The sequence below is a fragment of the Streptomyces sp. genome (assembly GCF_036566765.1).
GTDB lineage: Bacteria > Actinomycetota > Actinomycetes > Streptomycetales > Streptomycetaceae > Streptomyces.
The window spans coordinates 15,813-28,257 of record NZ_DATCVQ010000553.1 but is presented as its reverse complement, the minus strand read 5'-3'; the positions used below and the strand labels follow the sequence as shown (position 1 = coordinate 28,257).

Genomic DNA, 12,445 nt, shown 5'->3' with positions numbered 1-12,445 from the left:
CCGGGCACCGCGCCGGTCACCTCGTCGTCCCGGATCGTCTCGACGCCGTTGACCCGCACCGACACCACGCCGAGCGCCTTGGAGTCGAGCCGCGGGCTGTCGCCCGGCAGGTCGTGGACGAGGGTCGCCGGGCCGGCGTCGATCCGCTCGGGGTCGAAGAGCACCAGGTCGGCGTGGTAGCCCTCGGCGATCCGGCCGCGCCCGCGCAGCCCGAAGAGCCGGGCCGGGTCGTCGGTCAGCATCTTCACCGCCTGCTCCAGGCCGATCAGCTTCCGGCCGCGCAGGCAGTCGCCGAGGAAGCGGGTGGTGTACGGGGCCCCGCACATCCGGTCCAGATGCGCGCCGGCGTCCGAGCCGCCCAGCATCACGTCCTCGTGCTCCCAGGTCTCGCGGCGCAGCGCCCAGGAGGCCGGGTCGTTGTCGGTGGGCATGGGCCACAGGACGGTGCGCAGCTCGTCGTTGGCGCAGATCTCCACGAGGCACTGGAAGGCGTCCTGGCCGCGCTCGGCGGCGATGTCGCGGACGACGCGGCCGGTCAGGCCCTCGTTCTCGGGGCTGTACGTGTCGCCGATGACGTACCGCTCGAAGCGCGCGAGGCGGCGGAAGACGCCGGCCTCCTTGGAGTCGGCGCGCCGCAGCATCTCCGCGCGGACCTCCGGGTCGCGCAGCCGCTCGATCCGCTCGGGGACGGGCAGGGCGAGGATCTCGCCCCAGCCGGGGATGAGGTTGAGCGCGCAGAAGGTCCCCAGGGACATGTTCATGGGGGTGAGGATCGGCATGGTGAGGGCGACGATCCGGCCGCCGGCCTTGCGGGCCCGCTCGGAGGCGACGAGCTGGCGCGGGACGCGTTCGGGGACGGCGGCGTCGATGGTGAGGACGTTCCAGTTGAGGGGCCGCCCGGCGGCGGCGGTCATCTCGACGAAGAGCTCGATCTCCTCGTCGGAGAACTGGTCCAGGCAGCCGGCCAGGATGGCCTCCAGCTGGGTGCCCTCGTGCTCGCCGACGGCCTTCGCCAGGGCGATCAGCTCGTCGGGGGCGGCGTGCCGGGAGGCGACGGGCGCGCCGTCGCCGTCGGAGTGGGTGGACGACTGGGTGGTTGAAAGCCCCCAGGCCCCGGCCTCCATGGCCTCCTTCAGCAGCGCGACCATCTGCTGCAGCTGCTCGGCCGTGGGCCGGCCGCCGACCGCGTCCTCGCCCATCACGTACCGGCGCAGGGCGCAGTGCCCGACCATGAAGCCGGCGTTGACGGCGATCCGGCCGTCGAGGGCGTCGAGGTACTCCCGGAAGGACGACCAGCTCCAGTCGACGCCCTCCTCCAGGGCCGTGAGGGCCATGCCCTCGACCTTGGACATCATGCGGCGGGTGTAGTCGGCGTCCTCGGGCCGGTCGGGGTGGAGCGGCGCGAGGGTGAACCCACAGTTCCCGCCGGCGACGGTGGTGACGCCGTGGTTCATGGACGGGGTGGCGTACGGGTCCCAGAAGAGCTGGGCGTCGTAGTGCGTGTGCGGATCGACGAACCCGGGCGCGAGCACGAGCCCGGCGGCGTCCTCGGTGGTACGGGCTTGCGCGCCGGGCTCGGGGAAGACGATCCGCCCGTCGCGTATCCCCACGTCGGCGGTGAAGGCGGGGGCGCCGGTGCCGTCCACGACGGTGGCGCCCTTGATCAGGTGATCGAGCATGACGGTCCTCTCTGCGCGTGGGCACGGGCGTGCCCCGGCCGGAGCCGCCGCGGAAACGGCCTCCGGCCGGGGCAGATACGAGGCGGCGGTCCGGGAAGACACCGCCTCGCGCTGGGGGTCGTTGTGGGCATACGTTCCGCTGTGGGGTCCCCCCAGGACTAAGTCCTGGGGGGACCGGGTGGGCGCAACGGACGGCGCCCCTGCGGGCGCCTCCGCCCGTGCCCGTACCCGCACCACGTGGGCGCCCGGGTTTCAAGGGGCGCCGGCCCCCCTCAGCTACCGGCTGCCCCGCGGAAGCGGGTGGTGCGGTGGACCGGGTCGGTGTCGATCTTGGGGATCACGTGCTCGCCGATCAGCTTGATCGAGTTCATCGTGTCCTCGTACGACACCCCGATCGGCAGCCCGAAGGACAGCTGGTCCGCGCCCGCCTGCTCCCAGCGCTTGCACTGGGCGAGCACCTCGCCCGGGTCGCCGCAGATCATCAGCTCCTCAGCGATGAGCAGCTCGATGATCTCCGCGCTGTACTCCGGAAGCAGCTCCGGCCACTCCGGGATGCCCTCGGGCCGCGGGAAGGTGTCGTGGTAGCGGAACAGCAGCGACTGCAGGTAGTTGAGCCCGCCGCCGACCGCGATCTCGACCGCCTTCTCGTGCGTCTCCGCGCAGATCGCGGTCGAGGTCACCATCACGTTGTCGTTGACGAAGTCGCCGACCGCCTTGGCCTCCTTGATCGCCGTCTTGTACGACTCGACGACCCACTCCATGTCGGAGACCTTCTGCACGCTGAACCCGAGGACCCCGAGCCCCTTCTTGCCCGCCATCGCGTACGAGGACGGCGACCCGGCCGCGTACCACATCGCCGGGTGGGACTTCCCGTACGGCTTCGGCAGGACCTTGCGCGGCGGCAGGGACCAATGCTTGCCCTGGAAGCCGGCGTACTCGTCCTGGAGCCACATCTTGGGGAACTCGGCGATCGTCTCCTCCCAGATCTCCTTCGTGTGGTTCATGTCGGTGATGCCCGGCATGAACCCGAGGATCTCGTGGGAGCCGGCCCCGCGCCCGGAGCCGAACTCGAAGCGCCCGCCGGACAGATGGTCGAGCATCGCGACCTTCTCGGCGACCTTGACCGGGTGGTTGACCGGGGCCAGCGGGTTGAAGATGCCCGAGCCGAGGTGGATCCGCTCCGTGGCGTGGGCCAGGTAGCCGAGGTAGACGTCGTTGGCCGAGAGGTGCGAGTACTCCTCCAGGAAGTGGTGCTCGGAGGCCCAGGCGTACTTGAACCCGGACGCGTCCGCCTGGATGACGTACTCGGTCTCCTCCATCAGCGCCTTGTGCTCGGCCTCGGGATCGGTCTCGGCTCGTTTGCCGACGTATCCCTGTACGAAGATCCCGAATTCCAAGGGGGTTCACCGTCCTCGTCATTTCTGACGTACCGTCAGATCCTTGATGTGCCCGACTTTCGCACCGCGGGGCGGGTGCGTCAATAGCTGATGAGGCGTCAGATAGACGGGTTCGGGCGTCAGAAGAGCTTGACGCCCGCCAGCCAGCCGCCGTCGATCACGAACGGCTGCCCCGTGATGTACGCCGAGTCGTCCGAGGTCAGGAACAGCGCGAGCGCCGCCACCTCCTCCGGCTTGCCGATCCGCCCGAGCGGCACCAGGTTCCGGTACAGCTCCGCCGTCGCCGCCGGGTCCACGCCCTCCGGATTGCTCATCGGGGTGTCGATCGCGCCCGGGCAGACCGCGTTCACCCGGATCTGCTTCGCCGCCAGCTCCACCGCCGCGACCCGGGTCAGCCCGAGCACGGCGTGTTTGGTCGCCGCGTACGCGCCCACTCCGGCCATGCCCGTCAGGCCGGTGTACGAGGCGGTGTTGACGATCGTGCCGCCGCCGGCCGCCTCGATCTCGGGGGCGACCGTGCGGATCCCGAGGAAGCAGCCCACCTGGTTGACCTGCACGATCGCCTGGAACTCATCGAGCGGCGTGGACACCAGCTCGTTGAAGCGCAGGATCCCCGCGTTGTTCACCAGGCCGTCGATCCGCCCGAAGCGCTCCTTGGCGCGGTCGACCGCGGCCGTCCAGTCGGCCTCCTGGGTGACGTCGAGGTGGACGTACGCCGCCCTCTCCTCCCCCAGCTCCTTCGCCAGCGCCTCGCCCGCGTCGTCCAGGACGTCCCCGAGTACCACCCGGGCCCCCTCCGCGGCGAACAGCCGGGCCTCCTGCTCGCCCTGCCCGCGCGCCGCGCCCGTGACGATGACGACCCGCCCGTCCAGCTTGCCCATGCCTGCCACGCTCCTCAGCTCAGGTGTGGTGCGACCTCCGCGGCGAACGCCGCCATCTGGTCGGTGAGTTCGGTACGGCTCCGGGAGCGGAACCGGACCTGGATCTGGTGCACGCCCATCTCCCCGTACGCGCGCAGCGAGGCGGCCAGCGCCTGCGGCTTCCCGGTCAGCGTGCGCCGCCCGACGTCCCAGCCGGCGTCCCCGACGTACAGCGCCTCGGTGATCGCGCCGACGGTGACCGGCGCCTCGATGCCGGCCTCCTCGCGCAGCCGGCGGAGCTTGGCGATCTGCCCGGGCAGCCGGTCGCGCGGGTCGCCCTGCGGCAGCCAGCCGTCGCCGCGCAGCGCGGCCCGACGCACGGCGGCCGGCGAGGAGCCGCCGACCCAGACCGGCACCCGCTCCTGCGCGGGCCGGGGCCGCTGCCCGAGGTCCTTGAAGGCGAACCGCTCGCCGCTGAACTCCGCGTACTCCTCCGGTCCGAGCGCCGCCCGCAGCGCGTCGATCGTCTCGTCGAGCAGTCCGCCGCGCCGCGCGAAGTCCGCGCCGACCGCCTCGAACTCCTCCTGCACGTGCCCGGCCCCGACGCCGAGGATCAGCCGGCCGCCGGAGAGGCAGTCGAGCGTCGCGTACGCCTTGGCGCTGACCAGAGGGTGGCGCAGGCCGACGATCGCGACGTGCGACAGGAGCTTGACCCGCTCGGTGGCGGCGGCGAGGTAGGAGAGGGTGGCGACCGGGTCGTACCAGACGGTGCTCATCGCCGCGGCGAGCCGCCGCGGGATGGCGACGTGGTCGCAGGAGGCCAGATAGCCGAAGCCGGTCCGGTCGGCGACGCGGGCGATCTCCACCAGGTCGGCGGGGCCCGCGACGGCCTCCCAGGGCTCCGCGTACAGGGTGCTCTGCGACTGGACCGGGAGCTGCATCCCGTACATCACCATTGGACCCCACCCCTTGCCTGACGGAACGTCAGATACGGACGCGAGCCCCCATCGTCGTCACTGACGCATCGTCAGGCAAGGGGTGGGACGAGGTGGTCGAGGTTCGGCCGCGCCTCAGGAACCGGGCTCCGCGGCCCTCCTGCGCGAACGGCGCTCGCGCGCCCGCGGATGGACGGTGACGTACAGACCGGCCGCGCCGGCCGCCATCACGCCGAGGACGGCGGTCAGCCGCCCCCACAGCGGGCCGTCCTCCCCCAGCAGGAACACCGCCGAGTCCAGGGCGAACGCGACGACCGTGAAGACGGCGAGCGCGGAGGCCACTCGGTTGAGCCGGTTGTCCAGCTCCTCGGTGCGCTGCATGGCCGAGGCCAGCATCGAGTTGCTCACATAGCTGAGCAGCTTGTCCGCCCGGTCCTGGGTGCCGTCCAGGCCGATGACCTCGCGCGCCGCGAGATAGGTGGCCCGGTGGTCCTGCGCGGACTCGATGCGGTAGCTGTCCAGGTGGTAGAAGCCCGCCCAGATGCCGTCGAGGAAGTGCCGGAAGGCGTGCACGTCGGCCCGGTCGGGATGGGTCCCGGCCAGGTCGACGAGGATCTCGCGGCCGGCAAGCAGCGCGCCCGCGAGCAGCGACTGCTGGGCCACCGCGATGTCGGTCGGCTCGGTCATCGTGAGCAGCTCGCCCATCGGGACCCGGGGGTCGACGTCCCAGGCGTACGTGAACGGCAGCAGGACCCGGCAGGCCGGACCGAGTATCAGCTCCGGCACTCGCGGGTCGGTGGCCCACGGCGGGTCCTGCGTCACGAAGTGGCAGTTGTACCGGACCGAGCGGCGGTCCGTCGGCGACTCGTCGCCGGCGAGCTCCCGGTCGGGTCTGAGTCGCAGGCCGCGGACCAGGCCGCTGCCGACCGAGGCGTTCAGCATGGCGGACAGGATCGGCGCGTCCGCCTCGCGCAGCGCGTCGTTGACCCGGGCGTCCAGCGCGTCGAGTTCGGACAGCGACAGCCGCCGCAGGTCCTGCTCGTGCCGCAGCGCGTAGACGACGAGCACGGACCCGCCGCTCAGGATGCGGGCATGGCAGCCCGCTATCTCTATCCCGGGCAGGGATATCCCCGACACGGCCATGTCGGTCAGATCTATCTCGATGACCGCGTCGTGGTTGTACGCCAGTGAGCCCATCCGCCCGGCCACCGGCCGCAACTCGCCGTGCCCCGGGACCAGGACCGAGCCCTGGGTGAGGTCGGGCGAGCTGTAGTGGAGGGGGTACGCCCTGCTCTGCAGGTGCAGTACCTCCGTCATCTCCCACCGCCCCAGGACACCGCGACGTACTCGGGGATCAGGTCGCTCTCCGGGACCTCCACATGGTCCAGGTAGCGGCGCTGCAGCGACTCGGGGCCGTGGTCCTCCACCGACCCGCCGCCGAGCAGGCCGGGCAGCTCGTCGTGGGTGAGATAGCTGGCGTCCTCGGGGACGGAGCGGCGGCGGAACCAGAGCCGCTGGTCGGCGAGGACCCGGTTGTCCTCGGCCCAGTCGGGCCAGTAGCTGACGGCGGTGACCGCGTGGTCGGCGAACTCCGCGCCGAGCCGGGCCACCGCCCGCGCCTCGTCCGGCGGCAGATAGAAGACCAGGCCCTCGGCGACATACGCGACCGGCCGCCCGTCGGCGAGCTCACGGACCGCCGCGGCGACCGCCTCGCGGCCGGCCGGCGTGCCGAGGTCGGCGGCGAGATGGCGCACGTCGCGGCGCGGGATCACGCCCGCGTCCATGAGCTCGGCCGCGCGCTGCCGCTTGGCCTCGATCATGGTGGGCAGGTCGACCTCCAGGGCGGTGCGGAAGGGCAGCAGCCAGGGGTACGAGGAGAAGCCGGCGCCGCAGACGACGAGCACGGTGTCGGGGTCCTGGGCCAGGGCCCGCTCGAGCGTGTCCGCGATGAATCTGCCGCGCAGCGAGACCACCAGGTCGTCGTACGGGTACACGTCGCCGGCGAACTCCTCCCACAGGGCGCGCACGTCGCCCCGTTCGCCGTCCGGGATCCAGGCGGCGGCCAGCGGGTCGCGGGCGAGCTCGGGCCGGCGGGCCCGTGATTCGTTGACGAGATACGCGGTCTGCTCCACTCCAAGGTGCATGCCCGTAATGCAATCACGCCGACGATCAATGTCAACCTGGCGCAGAGGCAGGCCAGTTGGGGTGCGGGAGGGGGCGCGTAGGACGTTCCGACATGCGCCCCCTCTGCTTCTTCTACGCCCCCGGCCAGAGGCCGTCCTCCGTCAGCCCCAGCAGGTCGATGGCGTTGCCGCGCACGATCCGCTCGACGGTCGCCGGGTCCAGGTGCCCCATCTGGGCCTCGCCGACCTCGCGGGACTTGGGCCAGGTGGAGTCGGAGTGCGGGTAGTCGGTCTCGTACAGGACGTTGCCGACGCCGATGGAGTCCAGGTTCTTCAGGCCGAAGGCGTCGTCGAAGAAGCAGCCGTACACGTGCTCGGCGAAGAGCTCGGACGGCGGGCGCAGCACCTTGTCGGCGACTCCGCCCCAGCCGCGGTTCTCCTCCCAGACCACGTCCGCGCGCTCCAGGATGTACGGGATCCAGCCGATCTGGCCCTCCGCGTACATGATCTTCAGGTTCGGGAAGCGCTCGAACTTGCCGCTCATCAGCCAGTCGACCATCGAGAAGCAGCAGTTGGCGAAGGTGATGGTGGAGCCGACGGCGGGCGGCGCGTCCGCCGAGGTGGACGGCATGCGGCTGGAGGAGCCGATGTGCATCGCGACGACCGTGCCCGTCTCGTCGCAGGCCGCGAGGAACGGGTCCCAGTAGTCGGTGTGGATGGACGGCAGGCCCAGGTGCGGCGGTATCTCGGAGAACGCGACGGCGCGCACCCCGCGGGCGGCGTTGCGCCGGACCTCCTCGGCGGCGAGGTGGGCGTCCCAGAGCGGGATGAGGGTGAGCGGGATGAGCCGGCCGGCGGCGTCGGGGCCGCACCACTCCTCCACCATCCAGTCGTTGTACGCGCGCACGCCGAGCAGCCCCAGCTCGCGGTCGGACGCCTCGGTGAACGTCTGGCCGCAGAAACGGGGGAAGGTGGGGAAACACAGGGCGGACTGGACGTGGTTGACGTCCATGTCGGCGAGCCGGTCGGGGACGCTGTACGAGCCCGGGCGCATCTGCTCGTACGTGATCACCTCCAGCTTGATCTCGTCGCGGTCGTAGCCGACGGCGGTGTCGAGCCGGGTGAGCGGGCGGTGCAGGTCCTCGTACACCCACCAGTCGCCGATCGGCCCGTCGTCGCCCTTGGCGCCCATGACCGGGGCGAACTTGCCGCCGAGGAAGGTCATTTCCTTCAGGGGGGCGCGAACGATGCGCGGGCCGATGTCGCGGTACCTGGACGGGAGCCGGTCCCGCCAGACGCTGGGGGGCTCCACGGTGTGGTCGTCCACCGAGATGATCTTCGGGAAGGTCTCCATGGTGTCACGGTAGCGCCGATCTGACGGATCGTCAGCTTCTCGTGCGGTAGATCCTGTGCAGACAGTCACTCCATGCTGACGCGCCCCCTCCGGACAAGGCAGACTGTCTTGGGCGAAACCAGCGGTACGGGCAGGGGGAGCTATGGACCGTGAGAACGGCCCGCGAGTGCCGGGGCAGAGAGCTCCGCGAACGGGTCCCGAGGACGCGCCGACGCGCAGCGCCGCGGCAGGCGCGGCGCACGGTGCGGCGATGTCCGGTGCCCCGACGCCCGATGCGCCTGGGTCGGCGCCCGCGCCCGAGGCGGCCTCGGACCTGCGGTTCGGCGTGCTCGGCACCGTACGGGCCTGGCGGGGCGGCGAGGCGCTGCCGTCCGGCTCCCCGCAGCAGCGGGCCCTGCTCGCCGCGCTGCTGCTGCGCGACGGCCGCACCGCCACCGCGGGCGAGCTGATCGACGCGATCTGGGGCGACGAGCCCCCCTCGCAGGCACTCGCGGCGGTCCGTACGTACGCCTCCCGGCTGCGCAAGGTGCTCGACCCGGGCGTCCTGGTCAGCGACGCCGGCGGGTACGCGATCCGCGCCCCGCGCGAGGCCCTCGACCTCAACGTCGCCCAGGATCTGGCCGCCGAGGCGGAGAAACTGCGCGCGTCCGGCGGCCGCTGCGAGGCCCGCGCCCTGATCAACAAGTCGCTCGGGCTGTGGGACGGCGAGGTGCTCGCCTCCGTGCCCGGGCCGTACGCCGAGACGCAGCGGGCCCGTCTGGAGGAGTGGCGGCTCACCCTCCTGGAGACCCGGCTCGACATGGACCTGGAGGTCGGCAGCCATGCGGAGGCCGTCTCCGAGCTGACCGCGCTCACCGCCGCGCACCCCCTGCGCGAGCGACTGCGCGAACTCCTCATGCTCGCCCTGTACCGCAGCGGCCGGCAGGCAGAGGCGCTCGCCGTGTACGCGGACACCCGACGGCTGCTCGCGGACGAACTGGGCGTGGACCCGTGCCCCGAGCTGGCCCGGCTCCAGCAGCGGATCCTCCAGGCCGACGCGGAGCTCGCCCGCCCGGTGGCGGAGCAGACCCCCGCGCCGGCGACCGTCTCCCGCCCCGCGCAACTCCCAGCGACCGTCTCCGACTTCACCGGCCGCGCCGCGTTCGTGCACGAGCTGGGCGACCGGCTGGCCACGGCGGAGGGCCGTGTGATGGCCGTCTCGGCGCTCGCCGGCATCGGCGGCGTCGGCAAGACGACCCTCGCCGTGCACGTCGCCCACGCGGCGCGCCCGCACTTCCCGGACGGCCAGCTGTACGTGGACCTGCAGGGCGCGGGGGCGCGGGCGGCGGCGCCGGAGACGGTGCTCGGCGCGTTCCTGCGCGCCCTGGGCACGCCCGACTCGGCGATCCCGGACTCGCTGGACGAGCGGGCCGCGCTGTACCGCTCGACGCTGGACGGCCGCCGGGTCCTGGTGCTGCTCGACAACGCGCGGGACGCGGCCCAGATCCGTCCGCTGCTGCCCGGCACGGCGGGCTGCGCGGCGCTGGTGACCAGCCGGATCCGGATGGTGGACCTGGCGGGGGCGCATCTGGTGGACCTGGACGTGATGTCCCCGGAGGAGGCGCTCCAGCTCTTCACGAAGATCGTGGGCGAGGAGCGGGTGCGGGCGGAACGGGAGGCGGCGCTCGACGTGGTCGCGGCGTGCGGTTTCCTGCCGCTGGCGATCCGCATCGCCGCGTCCCGGCTGTCGGCGCGGCGCACGTGGACGGTCTCGGTGCTCGCCGCGAAGCTCGCCGACGAGCGCCGCCGGCTCGACGAGCTCCAGGCGGGGGACCTCGCGGTCAAGGCCACCTTCGAGCTCGGCTACGGCCAGCTGGAGCCGGCCCAGGCCCGCGCGTTCCGCCTGCTCGGCCTCCCGGACGGCCCCGACATCTCCCTGGCCGCCGCGGCCGCAGTCCTGGACCTCCCCCTCCACGACGCCGAGGACCTCCTGGAGGCCCTCGTGGACACCTCCCTCCTGGAGTCCGCCGCCCCCGGCCGCTACCGCTACCACGACCTCGTCCGCCTCTACGCGCGTGCATGCGCGGAGCGCGACGAGCAGCCGCCGGCGGAGCGAGAGGCGGCGCTGTCGCGACTCCTTGACTTCTATCTGTCGACGGCGGCGGGGGTGTACGCGATCGAGCGGCCGGGCGACCGCCTGGTCGACCACCTGGAGCCCACGGCGTACGAGGGCCTGGCGTTCACGGACCGCCACGAGGCCCAGGACTGGCTCTACGCGGAGGCGAACTGCCTGCTGGCGTGCGTCCGGCAGTCGGCCGGCGCGGGAACGCTGCGGCGGGCGGTGGACCTGCTGTGGGCGTCGGTCGACCTGGGCGAGTCCGGTGCCAACTCCAAGCAGTACGAGTCAGTGGCCGCGGCGCTGCGCGACGCCGCACGCGAGGCCGGCGACCAATACGCCGAGGCCCGTGGGCTGATGGCGCTCAGCAACGTCCACGCCCACACGGGGCGCTTCGACGAGGCCGACCGTGACGCCGCACTCGCCGCCGGCCTCGCCGAGCAGACCAAGGACGCCCTCACCCTCGCCTGGGCGGCCAACTCCCGTGGCATCGTCGCGATCTACCAGAGCCGCCACGCCGACGGCGAGAAGCACCTGACCGACGCCATCGACGGCTTCCGGGCGGACGGGAACGGGCCCAGCGAAGCCAGCGCCCTGTGCAACCTCTCGCGGATCCACCTGGCGATGGGACGCCTCAAGAGCGCCGTCTCGCTGGCCGAACGCGGCATCGCCATCTACGACTCCATGGGCAACTCCTTCCGTGGGGCCAACGGCCGCTACGCGCTCGGGATGGCGCTCACCGAGAGCGGCAAACACGCACTGGGCGCGGAGGCGCTGCGCGCTGCGCTGGCCGTGTTCCGGGACAGCCGGCAGCGGCTGTGGGAGGGCATGACGCTCTACCGGCTGGCAGAGGTCGATATCGCGGCCCGTCGGCCCGCCCAGGCGGCCGCGATGGCGGAGCAGGCGCTCGCGGTGCTGAACGGCGTCGGCGGGGAGTGGCGGCGCGCCAACGTCCTCACCGTCCTCGGCAGGGCGCTCCAGGGCATCGGTCACACCGACCGCTCCCAGGTCTGCTGGAGCGAGGCGCTCACCATTCACGAGGGGCTGGGCTCGCCCGAGGCCGCGCTCCTGCGATCGCTGCTGACGCCCTCCGCTGCCGCATAACGGGCCCGGTCTGCACGTTCATCGAACGTTTATCGCCGCGGGGGATGCTCCTTCACATCGATCCGTCGCGTCGGGGGGCAGACGGGTCGGCGAGGGGTCTGTCACTCCGACGCACTAGGGTGAACGGCCCTACGAGGCCCGCCCGGCCGCCCACGGGGGAGCAGCCGGACGGGCCTCCACAGACCAACTCCACTGCAATAGGGAGGGACTCACGATGACCGAGCCCAAGAAGAGCGAGACCGAGCTGAAGCCCCAGGACCAGCACGCCACCGGTGGCGACGTCACGACCCTGGACCAGCACGCCACCGGCGGCGACATCCGGACGATGGACCAGCACGCCACGAGCGAGCCGATCAAGCCGCTGGACCAGCACGCCACCACCGAGCCGGCCAAGTAGCCACTCCCCCACGGGGTACGGCTGCGGCGGCGCCAACGGGGGAGCCGCCGGGGCCGTGCGCGTCCGGCCGACGAACGCAGGCGCATGGGGGACGTCCATCGGGCTCGGGGGAACCCGGCGGACTGGGCGCGGCGCGCGGCGACCGGACGCGGAACAGAGGGGCCGGGCATCTGCCCGGCCCCTCTGCCATGTCACCAACATGCTCGCTCTCGCGAACTTCTGGCCAGTTGTTGGCTGGTAATGCGTACAACCATGGTGTTGACGATCGCAAACAGACACAGTCACGTCATCGGATTCCCTGACTTCTCCAGGAGTTGGACATGACCCGCACCAAGCGCCTCCTCGTCGGCGCCTTCATCGCCGCGGCCGTCGCCGTCGGCACCGCGAGCCCGGCGCTGGCTGACCAGCACGTCACCGACGTCGGCACGGGTGTCCACGTCACCACCACGATGTGACGGCTCCCATGACTCGGCCCCCGCACCTCACGGTGCGGGGGCCGAG

General features: G+C 72.2%; 10 protein-coding genes. 3 read left to right on the top strand and 7 right to left on the bottom strand.

Annotation, left to right across the window (positions count from 1 at the left end):
• From VIU94_RS32010 to VIU94_RS31980, 7 genes are all read right to left on the bottom strand, one after another.
• Positions 1–1,679 (bottom strand): N-acyl-D-amino-acid deacylase family protein (locus VIU94_RS32010; protein WP_331916794.1); only part of this gene is annotated, 1,679 nt, incomplete at its 3' end.
• A 272-nt stretch (positions 1,680–1,951) separates the two neighbouring features.
• Positions 1,952–3,076: an LLM class flavin-dependent oxidoreductase gene (locus tag VIU94_RS32005; RefSeq protein WP_331916792.1), complete on the bottom strand. Its 1,125-nt coding sequence runs from the start codon at positions 3,074–3,076 to the stop codon at positions 1,952–1,954.
• 119 nt (positions 3,077–3,195) lie between these two features.
• The gene (locus VIU94_RS32000) at positions 3,196–3,957 is read right to left on the bottom strand and encodes an SDR family NAD(P)-dependent oxidoreductase (RefSeq protein WP_331916790.1); all 762 of its coding nucleotides are present in this window, start codon (positions 3,955–3,957) and stop codon (positions 3,196–3,198) included.
• Between the two features lie 14 nt (positions 3,958–3,971).
• On the bottom strand, positions 3,972–4,892 hold the full coding sequence (locus tag VIU94_RS31995) for a TIGR03619 family F420-dependent LLM class oxidoreductase (RefSeq protein ID WP_331916788.1): 921 nt from the start codon (positions 4,890–4,892) through the stop codon (positions 3,972–3,974).
• 114 nt (positions 4,893–5,006) lie between these two features.
• Positions 5,007–6,188 carry a hypothetical protein gene (locus tag VIU94_RS31990; protein WP_331916786.1) on the bottom strand — a complete coding sequence of 394 codons (1,182 nt, stop codon included), beginning with the start codon at positions 6,186–6,188 and terminating at the stop codon, positions 5,007–5,009.
• On the bottom strand, positions 6,185–7,015 hold the full coding sequence (locus tag VIU94_RS31985; protein WP_331916784.1) for a class I SAM-dependent methyltransferase: 831 nt from the start codon (positions 7,013–7,015) through the stop codon (positions 6,185–6,187). The genes VIU94_RS31990 and VIU94_RS31985 overlap by 4 nt, the downstream gene beginning before the upstream one ends.
• A gap of 112 nt (positions 7,016–7,127) precedes the next feature.
• Positions 7,128–8,348, bottom strand: coding sequence for an amidohydrolase family protein (locus tag VIU94_RS31980; protein ID WP_331916782.1), 1,221 nt, complete (start codon positions 8,346–8,348; stop codon positions 7,128–7,130).
• A gap of 142 nt (positions 8,349–8,490) precedes the next feature.
• Between VIU94_RS31980 and afsR the strand changes: the two genes are divergently transcribed.
• The 3 genes from afsR to VIU94_RS31965 all read left to right on the top strand — a co-directional run bounded on the left by afsR (position 8,491) and on the right by VIU94_RS31965 (position 12,399).
• A complete protein-coding gene (gene afsR, locus VIU94_RS31975) occupies positions 8,491–11,547 on the top strand; it encodes an SARP-family global regulator AfsR (RefSeq protein WP_414721048.1) in 3,057 nt (1,018 codons plus the stop codon).
• Positions 11,548–11,761: 214 nt separating this feature from the next.
• Positions 11,762–11,944 (top strand): co-regulatory small protein AfsS, encoded by a 183-nt coding sequence (gene afsS / locus VIU94_RS31970; RefSeq protein ID WP_331916778.1) that lies wholly within the window; start codon positions 11,762–11,764, stop codon positions 11,942–11,944.
• Positions 11,945–12,264: 320 nt separating this feature from the next.
• A complete protein-coding gene (locus tag VIU94_RS31965; RefSeq protein WP_331916776.1) occupies positions 12,265–12,399 on the top strand; it encodes a hypothetical protein in 135 nt (44 codons plus the stop codon).
• The last annotated feature ends 46 nt before the right edge of the window (positions 12,400–12,445 follow it).

What these genes read in the sequence shown, in the direction of transcription:
- afsR (WP_414721048.1), top strand. Translation starts at nt 8,491, where the DNA reads ATGGACCGTGAGAACGGCCCGCGAGTGCCGGGGCAGAGAGCTCCGCGA.
- afsS (WP_331916778.1), top strand. Translation starts at nt 11,762, where the DNA reads ATGACCGAGCCCAAGAAGAGCGAGACCGAGCTGAAGCCCCAGGACCAG.
- VIU94_RS31980 (WP_331916782.1), bottom strand. Translation starts at nt 8,348, where the DNA reads ATGGAGACCTTCCCGAAGATCATCTCGGTGGACGACCACACCGTGGAG.
- VIU94_RS31995 (WP_331916788.1), bottom strand. Translation starts at nt 4,892, where the DNA reads ATGGTGATGTACGGGATGCAGCTCCCGGTCCAGTCGCAGAGCACCCTG.
- VIU94_RS32000 (WP_331916790.1), bottom strand. Translation starts at nt 3,957, where the DNA reads ATGGGCAAGCTGGACGGGCGGGTCGTCATCGTCACGGGCGCGGCGCGC.
- VIU94_RS31965 (WP_331916776.1), top strand. Translation starts at nt 12,265, where the DNA reads ATGACCCGCACCAAGCGCCTCCTCGTCGGCGCCTTCATCGCCGCGGCC.
- VIU94_RS31990 (WP_331916786.1), bottom strand. Translation starts at nt 6,188, where the DNA reads ATGACGGAGGTACTGCACCTGCAGAGCAGGGCGTACCCCCTCCACTAC.
- VIU94_RS31985 (WP_331916784.1), bottom strand. Translation starts at nt 7,015, where the DNA reads ATGCACCTTGGAGTGGAGCAGACCGCGTATCTCGTCAACGAATCACGG.